General features: G+C 72.5%; 18 protein-coding genes and 1 pseudogene. 15 read left to right on the top strand and 4 right to left on the bottom strand.

Translation table 11 applies throughout. The features are described 5' to 3' along the window. Window positions 1-482 precede the first annotated feature (482 nt). From IE239_RS24210 to holA, 4 genes are all read left to right on the top strand, one after another. Window positions 483-1349: an arylamine N-acetyltransferase family protein gene (locus IE239_RS24210; RefSeq protein ID WP_190151549.1), complete on the top strand. Its 867-nt coding sequence runs from the start codon at window positions 483-485 to the stop codon at window positions 1347-1349. A 147-nt stretch (window positions 1350-1496) separates the two neighbouring features. Then, entirely contained in the window at window positions 1497-2387 is an 891-nt protein-coding gene (locus tag IE239_RS24205; protein WP_190151483.1) for a YceI family protein, read from the top strand. A gap of 116 nt (window positions 2388-2503) precedes the next feature. Further along, window positions 2504-2749: a hypothetical protein gene (locus tag IE239_RS24200; protein WP_190151482.1), complete on the top strand. Its 246-nt coding sequence runs from the start codon at window positions 2504-2506 to the stop codon at window positions 2747-2749. A 319-nt stretch (window positions 2750-3068) separates the two neighbouring features. Further along, the gene (holA, locus tag IE239_RS24195; RefSeq protein ID WP_190151481.1) at window positions 3069-4058 is read left to right on the top strand and encodes a DNA polymerase III subunit delta; all 990 of its coding nucleotides are present in this window, start codon (window positions 3069-3071) and stop codon (window positions 4056-4058) included. A gap of 80 nt (window positions 4059-4138) precedes the next feature. Here holA and IE239_RS24190 read toward each other — a convergent pair whose 3' ends face one another. Both IE239_RS24190 and rpsT read right to left on the bottom strand, forming a co-directional pair. Beyond that, window positions 4139-4663, bottom strand: coding sequence for a P-loop nucleotide/nucleoside kinase family protein (locus tag IE239_RS24190; RefSeq protein ID WP_190151480.1), 525 nt, complete (start codon window positions 4661-4663; stop codon window positions 4139-4141). A gap of 419 nt (window positions 4664-5082) precedes the next feature. After that, complete coding sequence (gene rpsT / locus IE239_RS24185) at window positions 5083-5349, bottom strand: 30S ribosomal protein S20 (RefSeq protein WP_020127768.1); 267 nt, start codon at window positions 5347-5349, stop codon at window positions 5083-5085. A 221-nt stretch (window positions 5350-5570) separates the two neighbouring features. On the opposite strand from rpsT, the gene lepA reads away from it, so the two are divergent. The 5 genes from lepA (at window position 5571) to hemW (ending at window position 14503) form a co-directional block, all read left to right on the top strand. Further along, the gene (gene lepA / locus IE239_RS24180) at window positions 5571-7439 is read left to right on the top strand and encodes a translation elongation factor 4 (RefSeq protein ID WP_190151479.1); all 1869 of its coding nucleotides are present in this window, start codon (window positions 5571-5573) and stop codon (window positions 7437-7439) included. Window positions 7440-7708: 269 nt separating this feature from the next. Further along, window positions 7709-9583 (top strand): AMP-dependent synthetase/ligase, encoded by a 1875-nt coding sequence (locus IE239_RS24175; protein WP_190151478.1) that lies wholly within the window; start codon window positions 7709-7711, stop codon window positions 9581-9583. 199 nt (window positions 9584-9782) lie between these two features. Continuing rightward, complete coding sequence (locus tag IE239_RS24170; RefSeq protein WP_190151477.1) at window positions 9783-11954, top strand: SpoIIE family protein phosphatase; 2172 nt, start codon at window positions 9783-9785, stop codon at window positions 11952-11954. Between the two features lie 73 nt (window positions 11955-12027). Then, window positions 12028-13179, top strand: a complete 1152-nt coding sequence (locus IE239_RS24165; protein WP_229878269.1) for a Dyp-type peroxidase — start codon at window positions 12028-12030, stop codon at window positions 13177-13179. A gap of 91 nt (window positions 13180-13270) precedes the next feature. Then, complete coding sequence (gene hemW / locus IE239_RS24160; RefSeq protein ID WP_190151476.1) at window positions 13271-14503, top strand: radical SAM family heme chaperone HemW; 1233 nt, start codon at window positions 13271-13273, stop codon at window positions 14501-14503. Window positions 14504-14581: 78 nt separating this feature from the next. On the opposite strand, the gene IE239_RS24155 is transcribed toward hemW, so the two are convergent. Both IE239_RS24155 and IE239_RS24150 read right to left on the bottom strand, forming a co-directional pair. Continuing rightward, entirely contained in the window at window positions 14582-15445 is an 864-nt protein-coding gene (locus IE239_RS24155; protein ID WP_229878268.1) for a DUF3097 domain-containing protein, read from the bottom strand. A 42-nt stretch (window positions 15446-15487) separates the two neighbouring features. Next, the gene (locus IE239_RS24150) at window positions 15488-16213 is read right to left on the bottom strand and encodes an MBL fold metallo-hydrolase (protein ID WP_190151475.1); all 726 of its coding nucleotides are present in this window, start codon (window positions 16211-16213) and stop codon (window positions 15488-15490) included. 160 nt (window positions 16214-16373) lie between these two features. Between IE239_RS24150 and hrcA the strand changes: the two genes are divergently transcribed. The 6 genes and pseudogenes from hrcA to IE239_RS24125 all read left to right on the top strand — a co-directional run bounded on the left by hrcA (window position 16374) and on the right by IE239_RS24125 (window position 21286). Beyond that, window positions 16374-17390, top strand: coding sequence for a heat-inducible transcriptional repressor HrcA (hrcA, locus tag IE239_RS24145; RefSeq protein WP_190151474.1), 1017 nt, complete (start codon window positions 16374-16376; stop codon window positions 17388-17390). Beyond that, complete coding sequence (dnaJ, locus tag IE239_RS24140; protein WP_190151473.1) at window positions 17391-18527, top strand: molecular chaperone DnaJ; 1137 nt, start codon at window positions 17391-17393, stop codon at window positions 18525-18527. It begins immediately after the preceding gene. Between the two features lie 88 nt (window positions 18528-18615). Then, the gene (locus tag IE239_RS24135) at window positions 18616-19749 is read left to right on the top strand and encodes a nitronate monooxygenase (RefSeq protein WP_190151472.1); all 1134 of its coding nucleotides are present in this window, start codon (window positions 18616-18618) and stop codon (window positions 19747-19749) included. Further along, complete coding sequence (locus tag IE239_RS24130; RefSeq protein ID WP_190151471.1) at window positions 19746-20492, top strand: 16S rRNA (uracil(1498)-N(3))-methyltransferase; 747 nt, start codon at window positions 19746-19748, stop codon at window positions 20490-20492. Before IE239_RS24135 ends, IE239_RS24130 begins: the two co-directional genes overlap by 4 nt. A 36-nt stretch (window positions 20493-20528) precedes the next feature. Next, window positions 20529-20612: pseudogene (locus IE239_RS42310) on the top strand (VOC family protein); the annotation flags it as partial. A 158-nt stretch (window positions 20613-20770) separates the two neighbouring features. After that, complete coding sequence (locus tag IE239_RS24125) at window positions 20771-21286, top strand: hypothetical protein (protein ID WP_190151470.1); 516 nt, start codon at window positions 20771-20773, stop codon at window positions 21284-21286. The last annotated feature ends 21 nt before the right edge of the window (window positions 21287-21307 follow it).

Here is a 21307-nt window from a genome sequence, read left to right as displayed (position 1 = left end):
CCGCCGCCCCGCCGTCCGTCTCCGTCGCCTCGTCCGATGCCGATGCCGATACGGATGCCGGTCACGATGCCTATGCCTCTGCCGATGACCACGCCGGGCAGTCGGAGGCACATCGGTCCGAAGCGCGTTCTGGGCTGGATGCACGACTGATCGATGCCTACCTGAAACGCCTCGGTTTCGATGTGTCCTGCCGTGCGGCCGGCCCAGGGCCCGACTCTGGCCCAGGACCCGTCTCCGGCTCCGAACCCGGCTCCGGCTCCGGCTCCGAACCCGGCTCCGAACCCGTCTCCGGCTCCGAACCCGGCTCCGGCTCCGGCTCCGAACCCGGCTCCGAACCCGGCTCCGGCTCCGAACCCGGCTCCGGCTCCGAACCCGGCTCCGGCTCCGGACCCGACGCCGGTCCGGGCCTTGGCGTCAGCCCGAGCCCCCGACCTGCCCCCGGCTCGGGCCCCGGCCCGGGTCCGACCCCCGGCTACTCAGGCATCGGTCCCGCTCCTGATCCCGGCCTCGCCCCGGATGCCGGTTCCGGTTCCGTTCATGCGCCCACTCTCGATCTGCTGCGTGAGTTGCATCTTCGGCATCTGCGGGCCGTGCCGTTCGAAAATCTGTCGGTTCATCTGGGTGAGGAGATCGTGCTGGAGGAGAGGAGGTTGGTGGAGAAGGTCGTCGAGGAACGCAGGGGAGGGTTCTGTTACGAGCTGAACGGGGCGTTCGGGGCGTTGCTCGCGGCGCTGGGGTTCGAGGTCACGCTGCTGGCCGCGCGGGTGTACGGGAAGGAGGGGCGGCTCGGTATTCCCTACGACCATCTCGCACTGCTGGTGAGGACGGCGGACGCGGGGGAGTGGCTGGCGGACGTCGGGTTCGGGGCGCACAGCCACTACCCGCTCCAGTGGGGACGGCGTGATGACCAGCCGGATCCCGGCGGGGTTTTCAGGATCGTCGAGGCTGGTCCGCATCCCGTGGCGGCGGAGAGAGGAGCCGGTTCGGCGACGGAGCGGGATCTGGACGTGGTGCTGGACGGCGCGCAGGTGTACCGACTGGAGCCGCGGCCACGGGTGTTGCGGGACTTCGTGGCGGGGGCGTGGTGGCACAGCACTTCGCCGGAGTCGCATTTCACGAGGTCGCTGATCTGCTCGCGGCTCACCGAGGACGGGGGAAGGATCACGCTCAGCGGGCGTCGGCTGAAGACGACGTCCGCCGACGGAGCGAGCCGGGAGAACGAACTGACCGGAGACGAGGAGGTTCTGCAGGCATATCGGGACCGGTTCGGCATCGGGTTGGCGCGGGTGCCGACGGTGCGCACGGCGGATGTGCGGACGGCGGCGCGCAGCCGGGGATCGCGGGGGTAGATTCCGGTCACACGGGGCTACTCGTGCGTAGTGCCGGCACATGCGCTGGTTTACCGCGATGTGGGCTCGTCTTGCCTCGAAAGCGGCAACGGTGATCGAATGCTTCTTCGGCAACAAGTGATGTCAAGTCGCGCAGAGGTGTCGTGGATGTTCGGCCGTTGGCTGGGAAACCGTACGAACCGGGTGCAGCGGATGAGTCCCCTCGCGGCGCTTCACACCCCGGAGCACGCCGGAGTGCTGAGCTGTCGGGTGCTCGATCCGGTCAACGAGCCGGTGCCGCATGCGGAGTTCGCGGTGAGCGACGCCTCGGGGCGCAAGGTCGTCAGCGGTGGCACGGACCCCTTCGGGGCGTTCATGACCACGGTGCCGGCAGGGGAGTACCGGCTCGCGGTGTCCGCCGAGGGTTACACCCCCTACCGGGCGACCGCGACCGTCGGCGAGAACGCTCTGGCCTCACTGGGCGATGTGACGCTCCAGGTGGCGCGGCCGCCGGAACTGCCGGCGCCGGGAGACTGGGAGATAGAGCCGACGCATTCGTCGATCGGGTTCACCGCGCGGCACATCGGGCTCGCCCGTATCCGCGGACGGTTCAACTCGTTCGCCGGGGCGGTGCGGATCGCCGAGCGGATGGAACAGTCGGCGATGCACGTGGTGATCGCCGCGGAGTCCATCGACACGAACGTGCGGATGAGGGACGACCATCTGCGGTCCGCGGACTTCCTGGACGTCGAACGGTTTCCGACTCTCGAGTTCTACAGCGAGCGGTTCGTGCACAAGGGCGGCAGCCGGTGGGCCGTCACCGGGGCGCTGTCGCTGCACGGGGTGACGCGGACGGTCACGCTCGAAACGGAGTACCTCGGGCTCGGCAACGGCATGAACGGCGAGGTGCGGGCTGCCTGCCGGGCACGGGCTGAGCTGCGGCGGGACGACTTCACCGTCAGTTGGCAGACGATGCTGGCGCGGGGCATCGCCGTCGTCGGGCCCAGCATCACCGTCGAGCTGGATGTGCAGATCGTCCAGCAGACGCCGACGGGTTGACCTGCGGCCCCCGGGCGGGCGGCCGCAACCGCTCCGCTCGCGGCCGGACACGGCCGCCGCGGGGTTCCCGGTACTCGGGGCGAGGCCTCGCGTGCGCATGTCGGAAGATGGGCTCTGTGAGTGATGTGAGACATGTGCTGGTGCTGCCCGATCGCGAGGCCGCGGAGGAGGTGGCCCAGGTGCTCGGGGAGCGGTTCGGAGTGAGCGAGGAGCCGCGGATCGTCCGGGACGCCCTGGCCGGGGAGGACGACGCGGAGGACGCGCAGTGGCTCGTCCTGCTGCACGACGAGGAGCGGCGCCTCGACGTCGGGGCGCTGGACGGGTTCGCGGCGGAGTGGGAGGGGTGGCGCGAGGACCCGTAGCCCCCACCCCCACCCCCACCCCCGCCGCCGGTGCCGTCTCCGCCGGTGCCGTTCGCGCGGCCTGGCCTCGCCCGCCGCGGCCCGGCGTCCAGGCAGGCTCGCCCCTGCGGCCCGGTGCCGTCCGCCGACAGGCCTGCGTTTGCCCTCTGCGGCCTCTGCGGCCTCTGCGGCCTCTGCGGCCTCTGCGGCCTCCGGCGCAGGCCTGGCCCGAGGCCTGGGGGCCCGGGACGGTCGCTTGCGGTGTCGACGGCTGTCGGTCCCGGCCGCCGCTGCTTGCGGAGTGGGTGGGTTGTCAGTGCGGCGTGGGATGCTTTCGGGGATGGCCAGGAAGACTGCGAACGACGACCCTCTCGCCCCGGTGACGCTTGCCGTGGGCCAGGAGGACCTTCTGCTCGACCGTGCCGTGCAGGAGGTGGTGGCCGCCGCCAGAGCCGCCGACGCCGACACGGACGTGCGCGATCTGAGTTCCGACCAGCTGCAGCCCGGCACCCTGGCCGAGCTGACCAGCCCGTCGCTCTTCGCGGAGCGCAAGGTCGTGGTCGTGCGCAACGCGCAGGATCTTTCCGCCGACACGATCAAGGACGTCAAGTCGTACCTCGGGGCGCCTGCCGAGGAGATCACGCTCGTGCTGCTGCACGCGGGCGGAGCCAAGGGCAAGGGGCTGCTGGACGCCGCGCGGAAGGCGGGCGCGCGGGAGGTGGCCTGCCCGAAGATGACCAAGCCGGCGGATCGGCTGGCCTTCGTCAGACAGGAGTTCCGGGCGACCGGGCGGTCGGCCACGCCCGAGGCGTGCCAGGCACTGGTCGACGCGATCGGCAGCGATCTGCGGGAACTGGCGTCAGCGGTGTCCCAGTTGGTGGCCGACGTCGAAGGGACCATCGACGAGGCCGTGGTCGGGCGGTACTACACCGGGCGGGCCGAGGCGTCGAGCTTCACCGTCGCCGACCGGGCGGTGGAGGGGCGGGCCGCCGAGGCGCTGGAGGCGCTGCGCTGGTCGCTGGCCACCGGCGTCGCGCCCGTGCTGATCACCAGCGCGCTCGCCCAGGGCGTGCGGGCCATCGGCAAGCTGTCCTCCGCGCGTGGCGGCCGCCCTGCCGACCTCGCGCGCGAGCTGGGCATGCCGCCCTGGAAGATCGACCGGGTGCGACAGCAGATGCGTGGCTGGACACCGGACGGGGTGTCCGTCGCGCTGCGGGCGGTGGCCGAGGCGGACGCCGGAGTGAAGGGCGGCGGTGACGATCCCGAGTACGCCCTGGAGAAGGCGGTGGTGACCATCGCGCGAGCCGCCCGTTCCGGCGGACGGGGCTAGCGGGCGGGCCCGTCCGGCGTTCCGGGATCGGCGTTCCTGGCACGGCTGCATCACCGGTCGGTGCCAAGGCCGGCCGGCGGTCACGCGAGCGACGGCCACCGGTCGGCGGCCCACTCCAGCCATTCCGACCACCCAGGAGGCGGACCTCCTACGTCATGTCCATGGAGTTCCGTGGCGTCGGGCTCCTCGAACAGCGTCCTCCAGTGCGAGAGCTCCGTCTCGCTCATCACGAAGGTCTGATCAGGGGTGGTCGACCGGCGATGGGCGATCCGGGCACGTTGGGTCTCATGGTCCACCGGCACGTACACGAGTTGACAGGAGGCGCCCGCAGACGTCACCAGCCAGCGGATCGCGGACCTCTCGTCACGGGACCAGCAGCCGAAATCCAGTACCACGTTCGTTCCCAGCTTCAGCGCCTCCAGCCCCAGCCAGAGCAGCCGGCCTTCCAGCACATCGCGCTTCCCGGCAGGCTGCGGATCGCCGAACAGCGGGAGCATCCACTCGTCCGGCGTCAGCCGCAGTGCGTTGTGCTCCTTGGCCAGCTGTCGAGCTCTCGTGGTCTTTCCGGCCCCGGGCAGGCCGACCGTCAGGAACAACGTCGTCACGCCCGGATCCTGTCACGAAGGCCCTCGAAGTCGGCCCACCGCGACTGCCTCGGCCGCCCGCCACCGGCCTCCGGATCCACCCTGCCTCGGCCGCCCGCCACCGGCCTCCGGATCCACCGCGACTGCCTCGGCCGCCCGCGACCGGCCTCCGGACCGACCGAGCCACGAGGGCGCCACGGCTTTTGGGCGTGACGGCGGGAGGCCTTGCGGCTGTGGCCATGAGGGGCCGGGCATGCCGAAGGCCCCGGCGCGCGCCCTGGGGAAGGGCGGGGCGCCGGGGCCTTCGACACAAGCTGTTCAAGCTGGTAGAGCCCGTACCCGCGTGGCGAACGCAGGCCGCGTACAGGCTCGGGGTGCCGGACGGGAGCGGATGAGAGGGCCCGCTCTGGTCCCCTCCGGCGGTCAGATCAGTCGGGGGTTCAGCCCTTGAGGGTCTCGACCTTGGAAGCAAGCGCCGACTTCTTGTTGGCGGCCTGGTTCTTGTGGATGACGCCCTTCGAGACGGCCTTGTCGAGCTGACGCGCCGCAGCGCGCTGGTACTCGGTGGCCTTCTCGACGTCACCCGCGGCAGCGGCCTCGCGGGCCTTGCGGATCGCGGTCTTCAGGGAGGACTTGACGGCCTTGTTGCGCAGCCGGGCCTTCTCGTTGGTCTTGATCCGCTTGATCTGGGACTTGATGTTCGCCACGAATGAGCCTTTGCAGGTTCAGGCGCGGGGCCGTGGAGGTCCCGTGCCAGGTGATTTTCTGAGGTGTGCCTCGCGCTGAGAGGGCATGAGACACAGCTGCCCAGACTACCAGTGGTGCGGCGAGCGGCCCAAACCGGTACTCGGTCGCCGCCCATGGGACCATGGAGACTACGTATCGATCCGACCCGAGGCACAAGGCGCCTCAAGAGACAGGACCCTGCGTGCCCGCGACCCCTAACAATGTGCCCGAGCCGAGCCGTACCGACCCGGCTCTGATCCGCAATTTCTGCATCATCGCGCACATCGACCACGGCAAGTCCACGCTCGCCGACCGCATGCTGCAACTGACCGGCGTGGTCGATCAGCGGCAGATGCGTGCTCAGTACCTCGACCGCATGGACATCGAGCGCGAGCGCGGCATCACGATCAAGTCCCAGGCCGTGCGCCTGCCCTGGGCCCCGAGCCAGGATCCGGACGCCACGCACATCCTCAACATGATCGACACCCCGGGGCACGTCGACTTCACGTACGAGGTCTCGCGGTCGCTCGCGGCCTGCGAGGGGACCGTCCTCCTCGTCGACGCCGCCCAGGGCATCGAGGCGCAGACTCTCGCCAACCTCTACCTGGCGATGGAGAACGAGCTCACGATCATCCCCGTGCTGAACAAGATCGACCTGCCGGCCGCGCAGCCCGAGAAGTTCGCCGAGGAGCTCGCGAACCTGGTCGGCTGCGACCCGGACGACGTGCTGCGGGTGTCCGCCAAGACCGGGCTCGGCGTCGACGCGCTGCTCGACAAGGTCGTCAAGGAGATCCCGGCGCCGGTCGGCGTCGCCGACGCCCCCGCCCGCGCGATGATCTTCGACTCGGTCTACGACTCCTACCGCGGCGTCGTGACGTACGTCCGTGTCATCGACGGCCAGCTCAACAAGCGCGAGCGCATCCGCATGATGTCGACGAACGCCACGCACGAGCTGCTGGAGATCGGCACCAACTCGCCCGAGATGCTCTCCGCGGACGGCCTCGGCGTGGGCGAGGTGGGGTATCTGATCACCGGTGTGAAGGACGTCCGCCAGTCGAAGGTCGGCGACACCATCACCACCCTGCACGGAGGGGCGACCGAGGCCCTCGGCGGCTACAAGGACCCCAAGCCGATGGTCTTCTCGGGTCTGTATCCGCTCGACGGCTCCGACTACCCCGAGCTGCGCGAGGCCCTCGACAAGCTGCAGCTCAACGACGCCGCGCTGGTCTACGAGCCGGAGACCTCGGCCGCGCTGGGCTTCGGCTTCCGCGTCGGCTTCCTCGGCCTGCTGCACCTCGACGTGATCCGCGAGCGGCTGGAGCGCGAGTTCGGCCTCGACCTCATCGCCACCGCGCCGAACGTGGTCTACCGGGTGCTCATGGAGGACGGCGCCGAGCACGTCGTCACCAACCCGAGCGAGTTCCCCGAGGGCAAGATCTCGGAGGTGTACGAGCCGGTGGTGCGCGCGACCATCCTGGCGCCGAGCGAGTTCATCGGCTCGATCATGGAGCTGTGCCAGACCCGGCGCGGTGTGCTGCTCGGCATGGACTACCTCTCCGAGGACCGCGTCGAGATCCGTTACACGCTCCCCCTCGCGGAGATCGTCTTCGACTTCTTCGACCAGCTGAAGTCCAAGACCCGCGGCTACGCCTCGCTCGACTACGAGCCCACCGGCGAGCAGACCTCCAGCCTGGTCAAGGTCGACATCCTGCTGCACGGCGACAAGGTGGACGCCTTCTCCGCGATCACCCACAAGGACGCCGCGTACGCCTACGGTGTGCGGCTGGTCGCCAAGTTGCGCGAGCTCATCCCGCGGCAGGCCTTCGAGGTGCCCATCCAGGCGGCCATCGGCTCCCGGGTCATCGCCCGCGAGACCATCCGCGCCATCCGCAAGGACGTCCTCGCCAAGTGCTACGGCGGTGACATCTCCCGGAAGCGCAAGCTGCTGGAGAAGCAGAAGGAAGGCAAGAAGCGGATGAAGATGGTGGGTTCCGTGGAGGTTCCGCAGGAGGCCTTCATCGCCGTCCTGAGCAGCGACGACAGCGCGGGATCCGGCAAGGGCAAGAAGTAGCCCTTTCGGCGCAGCGTCGTGGGGCCCGTCGTGCGTGAGCGCGGCGGGCCCCGTCGCTGTATCCAGGAGAAAGCGACGGCCCGTCCGGGAGAAAGTGACGGTCCGGAGCCCCTTACGCGCAGGCCAGTCGCCCTCTACTCTGATCCCTGCCCGGTAGTTACTCGTGAGTTAAACAACAGCCGCGGTCAGCACCGGCCGCCGTCACCAACAGCCGCGTCGAACGACGCCGCAACGAGCCAGCCGCACCGTCGCGGGTCCCGGAGGATGTCGTGAGCGACACACAGACACTGATCGAGAACCGTCCGCCGTCCGTCGCGGGCCTCTTCCTGGAGCGCGTGGCGGCCACGCCCGACGCCGAGGCCTACCGGTACCCGGTGCCGGCGGCGTCCGGCGAGGGGCCCGACGACTGGAAGGCACTGAGCTGGGCGCAGACCGCCGAGCGGGTCCACGCGATCGCGGCCGGCCTCATCGAACTGGGGTTGCGGCCCGAGCAGCGGGTGGCGCTGGCCGCCTCCACCCGGATCGAGTGGATCCTCGCCGACCTCGGCATCATGTGCGCGGGGGCGGCCACGACCACGATCTATCCGCAGACCAACGCCGAGGAGTCGGCGTTCATCCTGTCCGACTCCGAGAGCCGGGTGCTGATCGCCGAGGACGCCTCCCAGCTCGCCAAGGCGCTGGAGAAGCGTGCGGAGCTGCCCGCTCTCACCCATGTGGTCGTGATCGACCCGGCCGGTGTGGAGACCGCCGACTGGATTCTCACCCTCGACGAGCTGGAGAAGCGCGGAGCGGCCCGGCTGGAGAAGGAGCCCGGGCTGATCAAGGACCGCGTCTCCGCGATCACCTCCGACCAGCTCGCCACCCTCATCTACACCTCCGGCACCACCGGCCGTCCCAAGGGTGTGCGTCTGCCGCACGACAACTGGTCGTACATGGCGAAGGCGATCGCCGCGACCGGCCTGGTCGGCCCGGAGGACGTCCAGTACCTGTGGCTGCCGCTCGCGCACGTCTTCGGCAAGGTCCTCACCTCCGGCCAGATCGAGGTCGGTCACGTCACCGCCGTCGACGGCCGTGTCGACAAGATCATCGAGAATCTGCCGATCGTCCGTCCCACGTACATGGCGGCCGTGCCGCGCATCTTCGAGAAGGTCTACAACGGGGTCGCCGCGAAGGCCCGTGCGGGCGGCGGGGCCAAGTACAAGATCTTCCAGTGGGCCGCCGGGGTCTCCCGCGAGTACGCCAAGGCCGCGCAGGACAACTTCCGGCGCACGGGCAGCATGTCCGTCCCGTTCGGGCTGGGCGCCAAGCACAAGGTGGCCGACGCGCTCGTCTTCGCCAAGATCCGCGAGGCCTTCGGCGGCAACCTGCGCGCCTGCGTCTCGGGCTCCGCCGCCCTCGCCCCGGAGATCGGCTACTTCTTCGCCGGCGCCGGCATCCACATCCTGGAGGGCTACGGCCTGACGGAGTCCTCCGCCGCCTCCTTCGTCAACCCCGGCGAGGCCTACCGCACCGGCACGGTCGGCAAGCCGCTGCCCGGCACGGAGGTGCGCATCGCCGACGACGGCGAGATCCTGCTGCGCGGCCCCGGCATCATGGAGGGCTACCACGGGCTCCCGGAGAAGACCGCCGAGGTCCTGGAGGCCGACGGCTGGTTCCACACCGGCGACATCGGCGAGCTCTCGCCCGACGGGTACCTGCGCATCACCGACCGCAAGAAGGACCTGATCAAAACGTCCGGCGGCAAGTACATCGCGCCCGCCGAGGTCGAGGGACAGTTCAAGGCGGTGTGCCCGTACGTCTCCAACATCCTGGTGCACGGCGCCGACCGGAACTACTGCACGGCGCTCATCGCGCTGGACGAGCCCGCGATCCTCGACTGGGCCAAGGACAACGGGCTGGCCGGGAAGCCGTACGTGGAGGTCGTCGCCGCCCCCGCGACGGTCGAGCTCGTCGACGGCTACGTCAAGCAGCTCAACGAGGGTCTCCAGCGCTGGCAGACCATCAAGAAGTACCGGCTGCTGCCCCGCGACCTCGATGTCGAGCACGGCGAGATCACCCCGAGCCTGAAGCTGAAGCGGCCGGTCGTGGAGCGGGAGTACAAGCACCTCATCGACGAGATGTACGCCGGAGCGCGCGAGGCGTAGCCAGGGAGTGCGGGGCGGGGGCGGAGTCCGAACGCTCGGATTCCGCCCCTCAACCGTGCGTCATCGAACACTCCCGTACACCGGTGTGCATCCGCGCGGCAGGCTTCGGGGCCAGGACGGCCCACTTCGGTAACCCAGCGCTCATGACCGGGACCGGTCTGTCACCCTGTGGGCATCCGAACCGTCCGGGGAGCCGCGCATGGGAGCCATTCCGACGCAACGGGAGACCGTCTCCCGGGCCGGCGGCGCGCCCGCGCACGCGCCCGGGCTCCCGTGCGTCCGTGCCGCTCTGACCGGGAGCCCCCTCGCGCCCGGCGCCGCCCGTGATCTGGTCCGCGCCGCGCTGACGGAGTGGGCGGGCCCGGACCGGCCGCTGGCCGAGGAGCTCGGGGAGCGGCTCGCCCAGGACGCGGTGCTCGTCGTCAGCGAACTCGTCACCAACGCCGTCGTGCACGCGGGTACCGATGTGGAGCTGGTGTGCCGGCTGGAGGAGGAGCCCGGCCGCCCCGACGGCTGCCCCGCGGTCGTCGTCGAGGTCGGCGACCGCCACCCCTCCCGCACCCCGCGTGACGGCGTCGGCGAGACGCCGTGCGAGCTTCCGGAGTACGGCCGCGGCCTGCGTCTGGTCGCCACGCTCGCCGACGCCTGGGGGGTGACGTTCCGCAGGGGGACGAAGACGGTCTGGGCCCGCCTGTTGCAGCCCGTCGACTTCCCGGACCCCGAACCCGCCCCCGAATCCGCTCTCGCCGCCGTCCCCGCCGCCGAACCCGCCCCCGACCCCGCATCCGCCCTCGCCGCCGCCCGCGCTTGCGACCCTGTCCCCGCCTGCGCCCCCGACCCCGCCTCGGGCCTCGCTCCGGGCACTGATCCCGGCCGTGGCGGGCACGGACCCGCCCGCGGACCCGCCGGGCGCGAACCCGGTAGCCTCCCGGGCCTCGCCGCCCTCGGGCACGCTCACCCCGCCCCCGCCGCCGACCTTGCTCCCGCTGTCGCCCCCGCTGCCGCCGTCCCTGCTGCCGTTGCGGCCGCCGCGGGTCGGCCGACGGCCCTGGCTCCCGCGCCGCGGCCGGTCGTACAGGGGGACCGGGACTGGCTCAACCGCGGCGCCCTCTCCTTCCTCGCCGAGGCGTCCGACCTGCTCGCCGGACAACTCGACGAGGACCTGGTGGCGGCACTGACCGGCCAGTTGCTCGTGCCGCGGCTCGCCGACTGGTGCGCGGTGTGGCTGGAGGACGAGGTCAGCGGGCGCGCCGATTGGGCCGGCGGGCCGGGACCGCGGCTGGCCCGCGTCTGGCACGCGGGTGAGAACTGCATCGAGGAGCTGCGCCGGGCCCTGGAGAAGGACCCGCCCTGTCCGCCCGACGGCGGTCCGCGCTCCGGGCCCGAGCCGTTCCCCTGGCCCGGTGCGGCGCTCGGCCCGCACGGCGCGTCGCTCGCCTACCGGCTGATCGCCGGCGGCCGCCCGCTGGGCACGCTGGTGATCGGGCGCGCCGGTCCGGCCGTCTTCCCCGACGAGGTCACCGGGCTCGTCGAGGACCTCGGCCGCCGGGTGGCACTGGCCATCGGGGCGGCCCGTCAGTATGCCCGCCAGGCCACCATCAGCGCCGTCCTCCAGCGCGGGCTGCTGCCCGGCGCGGTCGCCGAGATCCCCGGCGTGCGCAGCGCACTCGTCTACGAGCCGCGCGAGCAGGGCGGCCCGAGCGGCGACTTCTACGACCTGTTCCCGGCGGGGGACGGCCGCTGGTGCTTCGCGGTCGGCGATGTGCAGGGCAAGGGGCCGGAGGCCGCCGTGGTCATCGGCCTGGCCCGGCCCTGGCTGCGACTGCTGGCCCGTGAGGGCTACGGCGTCGCCGACGTGCTGGACCGTCTCAACCAGTTGCTCCTCGACGACGCGACCGAGGCCGCCGACGCCGCCGCCCGGGCCTTCGTCGGGCCCGTCGTCCCGGGCGACGGCCCGCAGACCCGCTTCCTCTCCCTCCTCTACGGCGAGCTGGCCCCCTTCGAAGGCGGCGTCCGCTGCACCTTCGCCTCCGCCGGGCACCCGCTGCCGCTGGTGCTCGGGGCGGACGGCTCGGTCGCGACGGCCGGACACCCGCAGACGCTGCTGGGGGTCATCGAGGACGTCGCGTACACCTGCGACAGCCTGCGGCTGGGGCCGGGCGACACCCTGCTGTGCGTCACGGACGGCGTCACCGAGCGGCGCTCGGGCCTGCGCCAGTTCGACGACGACGCAGGCCTCGCCGCCGCGCTGGCGGGCTGCGTCGGCCTCGACGCGGACACGATCGCGCAGCGGATCCGACGCCTGGTCCACGCATTCGGCGAGCAGCCTCCCGAGGACGACCTGGCCCTGCTGGTGCTCCAGGCGGAGTAGCGGTCGCCCGGGCGGCCCCGGGCGCGGGCGGGGGAAAGCGGACGGCCGACCCGGCGGATGTATCGTCCGGTTCGTGCTGAAGGCAACGAATGTCCCCATCGATGCGCCCCCGCGCCGACGTGTCCTGATCGCCGGCGCGGGGCTCGGGCTGACCGTGACCGCGTGCAGCCGTGCGGCCGGTCCGCCGCACCGGGGCGCGCCTGGCCCCGGCGCGGGCTCCGGCTCGGGTTCCGGTTCCGGTCGTCGTGGCCTCCGCCAGGCCGGTGTGACGACGCCTCAGCAGTCCACCGCGCTGCTCCTGGCCTACGACCTCGATCCCGCCGTGCGCGGCGCGGCCGGCGCACGGGCGCTGAAGGAGGTGCTGGGGGACTGGACCGACGCGCTCGCGGAGACCCGGGAAGCCGACGGCTCCCAGGAGACCCGCCTCACCGCCACGGTCGGCGTCGGCCCTCGCCTGCCCGCCCGCCTCGGCGTGTCCGCCCCCGCGGCTCTGCGCGAGCTGCCCTCGTTCCCCGGCGACCGCCTCGACCCCGCCCGCTGCGGCGGCGACGTGCTCGTGCAGCTGTGCGCCGACGACTCCGACGTTGCCGAGGAGACCGCCGAGTCCCTCACCCGGCTGGCCGGTGAGACCCTGCGCCCGCGCTGGCGGCAGTCCGGCTTCCTGCCGCCGTCGCCCGACGGCGGCGGTACCCCGCGCGACCTGCTCGGCTTCAAGAACGGCAGCGCCAACCCGAGCCCGCAGGAGTGCGAACGCTGGGTGTGGACGGACGACGCCACCTACCTCGTCGTACGGCGCGTCCACCTACGGGTGGAGGATTTCGCGAGGCTCGCCGTGCGGCGCCAGGAGGAGATCGTCGGCCGGCGCCGCTCGACGGGCGGCCCGCTGCCCGGCGGTCCGGAGCACGCCGAGGTCGACGTCTTCGCCAAGTCCCCGAAGGGCGGGTACCTCACCCCGGCGCACTCCCACGTCGGCGTGGTCAGCCCCCTGCACGACGACGGAGCCCGGATGCTGCGCCGGGGCTACTCCTACGCCGACGGCCCCACCGACCAGGGCCTGCTGTTCCTCGCCTTCATGCGCGACCCGGCGCTGTTCACCCGGGTGCAGCGACGGATGGCGACCCGCGACGAGCTGAGCGGGTTCACCGAGACCCGGGGCTCGGCGCTGGCCTACGTCCTGCCGGGGGCCGGTCCTGGACGGCCGCTGGGCGCGGAACTGCTGGCCTGAGAGCAGGGACCCGGCCGGGCGGCCCACGCGCGGGCGCCGCGCCCAATCCCCGAAACGGGGGCCGGCGCGGGCGTGCGGGACAATGGACGACATGCCTTCCGCACTTCCCGACGGCGAGCCGGTCCCCGACGACGGCGCGCTCCCCGCGCACGCGCTCGCCGGGGCCGCCGACCGCCCCCTCGGGTTCTATCTGCACGTCCCGTACTGCGCGACCCGCTGCGGGTACTGCGACTTCAACACCTACACCGCGACCGAGCTGCGCGGCAGCGGCGGCGTCCTCGCCTCCCGGGAGAACTACGCGGACACCCTGATCGGCGAGGTCCGGCTGGCCCGCAAGGTCCTCGGCGACGACCCGCGCGAGGTCCGCACGGTCTTCGTCGGCGGCGGCACCCCGACCCTGCTGGGCGCGTCCGACCTGGTGCGGATGCTGGGCGCGATCCGCGACGAGTTCGGGCTGGCGGCGGACGCGGAGGTGACGACGGAGGCGAACCCGGAGTCCGTGGACCCGGCGTATCTGGCGACCCTGCGCGCGGGCGGCTTCAACCGGGTCTCCTTCGGCATGCAGAGCGCCCGGCAGCACGTCCTGAAGATCCTCGACCGCACCCACACGCCGGGACGTCCCGAGGCGTGTGTCGCGGAGGCTCGGGCCGCCGGCTTCGAGCACGTCAACCTCGACCTGATCTACGGCACCCCGGGCGAGTCGGACGACGACTGGCGGGCGTCCCTCGATGCGGCGCTGGGCGCGGGCCCCGACCATGTCTCGGCCTACGCCCTGATCGTCGAGGAGGGCACGCAGCTCGCCCGCCGCATCCGCCGCGGCGAGGTGCCGATGACGGACGACGACGTCCACGCGGACCGCTATCTGATCGCGGACGAGGTGATGTCGGCGGCGGGCTACGACTGGTACGAGGTCTCCAACTGGGCGACCTCGGAGGCGGGCCGCTGCCTCCACAACGAGCTGTACTGGCGCGGCGCCGACTGGTGGGGCGCCGGGCCGGGGGCGCACTCGCACGTGGGCGGGGTGCGCTGGTGGAACGTCAGGCATCCCGGGGCGTACGCGGCGGCCCTGGCGGGCGGGCGCTCGCCGGGCGCAGGACGTGAGGTGCTCTCGGAGGAGGACCGCCGGGTCGAGCGGATTCTGCTGGAGCTGCGGCTGCGGGAGGGCGCGCCGCTCGACCTGCTGCGGCCGGAGGGGCTCGCGGCGTCCCGCCGGGCGCTCGGCGAGGGCCTGCTCCGGCAGGGCGCGTACGACGAGGGGCGGGCGGCGCTGACCCTGCGCGGGCGGCTGCTGGCCGACGCGGTGGTCCGGGACCTGGTGGACTAGAAGCGTTCCCGGTGGGCCAGGGGCGCCCGCCGGCCGCAGGGGGTCACGCCGGTGCGGCTGCCCGCCGAACGCAGGGGGTCATGCCGGGGCCGTGACGAAGTCGATCAGTTCTTCCACCCGGCCCAGCAGCTCCGGCTCCAGGTCCTTGTAGGAGCCCACCTGCTTCAGGATCGCCTGCCACACCGCGCCCGTGTTCTCCGACGGCCAGCCCAGGGCCCGGCACACCCCCGTCTTCCAGTCCTGCCCGTGTGGCACGCGAGGCCAGGCCTCGATGCCCAGGGAGGCAGGCTTGACCGCCTCCCAGACGTCGATGTACGGGTGGCCGACCACCAGGGCGTGTTCGCTGGTCACCGACCGGGCGATGCGCCACTCCTTGGTGCCGGGAACGAGGTGGTCCACCAGGATTCCCAGCCGTGCGTCCGGTCCGGGGGCGAAGTCCGCGACGATGGACGGCAGGTCGTCGACGCCCTCCAGATACTCCACGACGACGCCCTCGACCCGCAGGTCGTCGCCCCACACCTTCTCGACCAGCTCGGCGTCGTGCCGGCCCTCGACGTAGATGCGTCCGGCCCTGGCGACGCGGGCGCGGGCGCCGGGGACGGCGACGGAGCCGGAGGCGGTCCGGGAGGGGCGCGACGGTCCCGAGGCCGGCCGGACGAGGGTGACCGTGCGGCCCTCCAGGAGGAAGCCTCCGGGCTCCAGCGGGAAGACCCGGTGCTTGCCGAAGCGGTCCTCCAGGGTCACCGTGCCCGCCTCGCAGCGGATCACCGCGCCGCAGAACCCGGTGCCGGGCTCCTCCACGACCAGACCGGGGTCCGCCGGGACCTCGGGGACGGGCTTCGGCTTCTTCCAGGGAGGGGTCAGGTCGGCGGAGTACGCACGAGGGCGCGGGCCCGGAGGGCCGCCGTCGGAGGGGCGGTGGCGGGAGACGGGTGGGCGCATTCGGATGACGATAGGAGAAGCTCCGGCGCCAGGGACACACGATCAGCGCGACACGCCGAAACGGGCCGCCAGCGCGTCACGCTGGGCCCGGACGAACGCGGCGTCCACCGGCGCCCCGTGGCCGGGCACGTACACCGCGTCCTCGCCGCCGAGGTCCAGGAGGCGGTCGAGGGCGGCGGGCCAGCGGCCGGGGACGGCGTCGGGTCCGGCCTGCGGTTCGCCGGACTCCTCGACCAGGTCGCCGCAGAACACCACCTCCGGTGAGCCGGCGGCCCCGGGGACGAGGACCACCAGGTCGTGGGCGGTGTGGCCGGGGCCGACGTTGGCGAGCAGGACCTGGCGGCCGTCGCCCAGGTCGAGGGTCCACTCGCCGCAGACCAGATGGCGGGGCCGGACGAGCGTGTCCACGGCCTCGGTCGCCGCCGTCTCGTCCAGACCGTTGCGCACCGCGTCCGCCCGCAGCTCCTCGCCCGGCACGGTGTCGGCGCCCACCGCGCCGAAGACCTCCGCGCCCGCGAACGCCGCCGCACCGAACACGTGATCGAAATGGGGGTGGGTGAGCGCGAGATGAGTCACACGCGCGCCGGTGAGCTCCTCGGCCTGGGCCCGCAGCCGCGCCCCCTCCGCCAGGCTGGACCCCGCGTCCACCATCAGCACCGCGCCCGCCCCGACGACCAGCCCCGCCGTGCAGTCCCAGCCCGGCAGCCGCACCCGTCCGACCCCCGCCGCGAGCCGCTCCCATCCGAGCTCTTCCCAAGTCACCGTCATACCGCGACGCTAGCTGCACAACGCCCCGGGAAGGCCGACCTTGCCCTGGGTGTACCCCACAGCCGTACACTGGGCCGGGGAACGCTGGCACTCGGATGTGAAGAGTGCCAGACGGGACGCCCGGGGGACTGGGGGACGAGATTCTTGGAGGTGCGCGCGGATGCTGAGTGAACGCAGGCTGCAGGTCCTGCGCGCCATCGTCCAGGACTACGTCGGCACCGAGGAGCCGGTGGGATCCAAGGCGCTCACCGAGCGTCACAACCTCGGCGTGTCCCCGGCGACGGTCCGCAACGACATGGCCGCCCTGGAGGACGAGGGGTACATCGCCCAGCCGCACACCAGTGCCGGGCGCATCCCCACGGACAAGGGTTACCGGCTGTTCGTCGACAAGCTGGCCGGCGTCAAGCCGATGACCGGCCCGGAGCGGCGGGCCATCCAGAACTTCCTCGACGGCGCCGTCGACCTCGACGACGTGGTGGCCCGGACGGTACGGCTGCTCGCGCAGCTCACCCGCCAGGTCGCCGTCGTGCAGTACCCGTCCCTGACCCGTTCGACCGTGCGGCACGTGGAGCTCCTCTCGCTCGCGCCCGCGCGCCTGATGCTCGTGCTGATCACGGACACCGGGCGGGTCGAGCAGCGGATGGTGGACTGCCCGGCGCCCTTCGGGGAGTCCTCGCTGGCGGATCTGCGCGCACGGCTCAACAGCCGGGTCGCGGGCCGCCGGTTCTCCGACGTGCCGCGTCTGGTGGAGGATCTGCCGGAAGCCTTCGAGGCCGAGGACCGCGGCACGGTCACGATGGTGCTCTCCACCCTGCTGGAGACGCTCGTCGAGGAGAACGAGGAGCGGTTGATGATCGGCGGCACCGCCAATCTCACCCGCTTCGGACATGACTTTCCCCTCACCATCCGGCCCGTCCTGGAGGCCCTCGAGGAGCAGGTCGTGCTCCTCAAGCTCCTTGGCGAGGCGGGGGATTCGGGCATGACCGTACGCATCGGTCACGAGATCGCCCACGAGGGGCTCAACTCCACTTCCGTGGTGTCGGTCGGTTACGGTTCGGGCGGCGAAGCAGTCGCCAAACTGGGCGTGGTCGGACCGACCCGCATGGATTACCCGGGAACGATGGGAGCGGTACGAGCGGTGGCACGGTACGTCGGACAGATCCTGGCGGAGTCGTAAGTGGCCACGGACTACTACGCCGTTCTCGGCGTGCGCCGCGATGCGTCGCAGGAAGAGATCAAGAAGGCCTTCCGGCGGCTCGCTCGCGAGCTGCACCCGGACGTCAACCCCGATCCGAAGACCCAGGAGCGGTTCAAGGAGATCAACGCCGCTTACGAGGTGCTGTCGGACCCGCAGAAGAAGCAGGTCTACGACCTCGGCGGCGATCCGCTCTCCCAGGCGGGCGGCGGTGGAGCCGGCGGCTTCGGCGCCGGCGGCTTCGGGAACTTCTCGGACATCATGGACGCGTTCTTCGGCACGGCGTCCCAGCGCGGTCCGCGCTCGCGCACCCGGCGCGGCCAGGACGCGATGATCCGGCTGGAGATCGACCTCGAGGAGGCGGCCTTCGGCACGACCAAGGACATCCAGGTCGACACGGCGATCGTCTGCACCACCTGCAGCGGCGAGGGCGCGGCGCCGGGCACCACGGCCCAGACCTGTGACATGTGCCGCGGCCGCGGTGAGGTGTCGCAGGTGACCCGGTCCTTCCTGGGCCAGGTCATGACCTCGCGGCCGTGTCCGCAGTGCCAGGGCTTCGGCACCGTCGTGCCGACCCCGTGCCCGGAGTGCGCGGGCGACGGACGGGTGCGCTCGCGTCGCACGCTGACGGTGAAGATCCCGGCCGGCGTCGACAACGGCACCCGCATCCAGCTGGCGGGCGAGGGCGAGGTCGGCCCCGGCGGCGGCCCCGCCGGCGACCTGTACGTGGAGATCCACGAGCTGCCGCACGCGCAGTTCCAGCGGCGCGGCGACGACCTGCACTGCACGGTGACCCTCCCGATGACGGCGGCGTCCCTCGGCACGAAGGTGCCGCTGGAGACGCTGGACGGCCTGGAGGAGGTCGACATCCGGCCCGGCACCCAGTCCGGCCAGTCGATCCCGCTGCACAGCCGGGGCGTCACGCATCTGCGGGGCGGCGGCCGCGGCGACCTCATCGTGCACGTCGAGGTCCAGACGCCGACGAAGCTGGACCCGGAGCAGGAACGACTGCTGCGCGAGCTGGCCAAGCTGCGCGGCGAGGAACGGCCCACGGGCCAGTTCCAGCCCGGCCAGCAGGGCCTGTTCTCGCGGCTGAAGGACGCGTTCAACGGGCGCTGAGCGGTGCCGGGGGGCAGCCCCCGGCACCCGCGCGGGCACGGGGAAGGGCCGATTCGGACTTGTTCGGAGGACGTGACAACATGCCGTCATGTCCTCCGCACTGACCGATCTCTTCCCGCACCCGATCGTGCAGGCCCCCATGGCGGGCGGTGTCTCCGTGCCCCAGCTCGCCGCCGCCGTGGCCGAGGCCGGCGGGCTCGGTTTCCTCGCGGCCGGGTACAAGACGGCCGACGGCATGTACCAGGAGATCAAGCAGCTGCGGAGCCTGACCGGCCGCCCCTTCGGCGTGAACCTCTTCATGCCGCAGCCCGAGTGCCCCGGCACCGGTCCCGGATCCTCCGGGGCGGCAGGCGCAGCGCTTCCCGCGGCGGGCGCCGTAGAGGTCTACGCCCACCAGCTCGCCGGTGAGGCCGCCTGGTACGACACCGAACTGGGCGACCCCGACAGCGGCCGCGACGACGGGTACGACGCCAAGTTCGCGGTGCTGCTCGACAACCCGGTGCCGGTCGTGTCGTTCCACTTCGGCGTCCCCGCCGCCGACGCCCTGGAGTCCCTGCGGCGCGCGGGAACGGTCACCCTGGTCACGGCGACCACCGCCGAGGAGGCCGTCGCGGTGGAGCGGGCCGGCGCGGACGCGGTGATCGTGCAGGGCGTGGAGGCCGGCGGCCACCAGGGCGCCCACCGCGACAACCCGGAGAGCGACGGCTGCGGCAACGGGCTCCTGTCCCTGATCGCCCAGGTCCGCGAGTCGGTGCGGCTGCCGATCGTCGCCGCCGGGGGTCTCATGCGCGGCAGCCAGATCGCCGCGGTCCTCGCGGCGGGCGCGAGCGCGGCCCAGCTGGGCACCGCGTTCCTCGCCACCCCCGAGTCCGGCGCGCACGCCGTGCACAAACAGGCCCTGACCAACCCCCTCTTCGTGCGCACCGAGCTGACCCGCGCCTTCTCCGGCCGCCCCGCCCGCGCCCTGGTCAACCGCTTCCTGCGCGAGCACGGCCCGTACGCGCCCGCCGCCTACCCCGAGGTCCACCACCTGACCGCGCCGTTGCGCAAGGCGGCCGCCAAGGCGGGCGACGCGCAGGGCATGGCGCTGTGGGCCGGACAGGGACACCGCATGGCCCGTGAGCTGCCCGCCGGGCAGCTCGTGGAGGTCCTCCTGGCCGAACTCGCCGACGCGCGGACAGCATTGTCGCGGTTTCCGGCCGGCGACGGAGGCCTGTCATGACCGCCCCCGTCTTCGTCGTCGACGAACTCCCGGACTCCCGAGCCGTGTTCGTGCTGGACGGCCCCGAGGGCCGGCACGCCGTCTCCGTGAAGCGGCTGCACGCCGGCGAGGAGGTCGTCCTCACCGACGGCGCCGGACGCTGGGCGCGCGGCGAGGTCGTCTCGACCGAGGGCAGGGACCGGCTGGCGCTGGCCCTGGGCGAGGTGATCGAGGAGCCCGCCGAGACGCCCCGCATCACCGTCGTCCAGGCACTGCCCAAGGGCGACCGGGGCGAGCTGGCCGTCGAGACGATGACCGAGACCGGCGTCGACGCGATCGTGCCCTGGGCGGCCTCGCGGTGCATCACGCAGTGGAAGGGCGAGCGCGGGCTGAAGGCGCTCGCCAAGTGGCGGGCCACCGCCCGCGAGGCCGGCAAGCAGTCGCGCCGGGTCCGGTTCCCCGAGATCGCCGAGGCGTCGACGACCAAGCAGGTGGCGGCACTTGTGGCGCGGGCCGACTTCGCCGCCGTCCTGCACGAGGACCGCGACTACCCCAGTCAGCCCCTGGCCGACGCCGAACTCCCCTCCTCGGGCGAGATCGTGCTGGTGGTGGGGCCCGAAGGCGGGGTGTCGCCCGAGGAGTTGGCGCTGTTCGAGTCGGCGGGCGCGAAGGCCCACCGCCTCGGCCGTAGCGTGTTGCGCACGTCGACCGCCGGAACGGCGGCGACCGCCCTGCTGCTCGGCCGCACCGGCCGCTGGTCCTGACCTTCGGGGGACGCCGCGGAGCTCGCCCGAGTCAGGCTGCTCGTCACCGACTTCGCCGCCTGTTGCCGCTTCTGCGGCGACGCCCCGGGCCTCGAGCCGCAGTCGGGCGCGGCGGAGGGGTGACGGACCGTCCACACCTGGGCGGCCGTCGCGTCCACGACGAGTTGTTCTGCGGCGGCGGTGGTCGCCCATGCCCCCACGGCAGAACCCGCGGCCCGCGCGGAACATGACCGCATACGGGCTACCGGACCGCCCGCAGAGGTGGCACGCTGCCCTCCATGGGGGCTTTGAGGCGTATTCGGCTTCTTCCGGTGGTCGCCGTGGCCGCGGTGGGCGTCGTGGCGTGCGAACCGGGCGGGCTGAGCAGCATGTCGATCGCGTACACCGCCGACGAGGCGGCGACCGCGGAGATCCAGCGGCGGGACGTCAACGTGCGCTGGCTGACCTGCACGGCACGCTACGAGGACCAGGGCGGGCCGGGGGCCGCCGCCTCGGTCGACTGCCAGGGGAAGACCGGCGACGGACGGGACGTCACCGTCACCGGAAAGGTCACCCGGGCGGTCGAGGGGGCCTGTGTGCGCGGGGATCTGACCGCCGTCGTGGGAAAGAAGCAGCTGTTCCGGGTGAGCGGGCTCGGCGACTGCCGGTCGGCGACGCCGTCGCCGGTGGCCCCGTCGCCCGCGGCCACGTCGACGGCCGGGCCGGGCGGGCCGTCGCGGCCCGGCCCCCGGCCGACGGTCACCGTGACGGTGACCGTCACCGAGACCGTGCACGCGGGCACGGTGGGGAAGTGAGCGAAACCCCTGACCAGCCGC

The sequence above is a fragment of the Streptomyces humidus genome, from assembly GCF_014649655.1.
In the GTDB taxonomy this organism is placed as follows: domain Bacteria; phylum Actinomycetota; class Actinomycetes; order Streptomycetales; family Streptomycetaceae; genus Streptomyces; species Streptomyces humidus.
The sequence above is the reverse complement of the archived record's forward strand: the minus strand, read 5'-3'. Positions and strand labels throughout refer to the sequence as shown.